The organism is Thalassobacterium maritimum, from assembly GCF_031127805.1.
GTDB classification, from domain to species: Bacteria; Verrucomicrobiota; Verrucomicrobiia; order Opitutales; family Coraliomargaritaceae; genus Thalassobacterium; species Thalassobacterium maritimum.
Map to the genome: position 1 here is coordinate 1 of NZ_JARXHW010000301.1, position 324 is coordinate 324.

A 324-nucleotide genomic window follows, 5' to 3' on the forward strand; every position below is an offset into this window, starting at 1 on the left:
TAGTTTCGTAGTCTTTGGACATTCTGCGGTATTTCGACAGCCATCCGAAGGTTCTCTCGACGATCCACCGCTTAGGCAGAACCTTGAAACCTCTGGTATCATCACTGCGGCGAACGATATCCAACTGGATCGGTCGCTTACGTTGAAGCTGCCTCACCCACTGGACGAGTTTACCTGCGTATCCACCATCAGCCCAAATGAGTTTGAGCCAACTGAAGCGATTGGTGAGAAGTTCAAGGAGCAACTTCGCGCCGTCGCGATCCTGAATGTTCGCTGGGTGAACCACGGCCAATAGGACTAGTCCAAGGCTGTCCACGAGTAGGT

General features: G+C 52.5%; 1 protein-coding gene. It reads right to left on the reverse strand.

The window, feature by feature from the left end; translation table 11 throughout:
* Positions 1-324: transposase (locus QEH52_RS20970; protein WP_308952800.1), on the reverse strand; the 324-nt coding region annotated here is incomplete at both ends.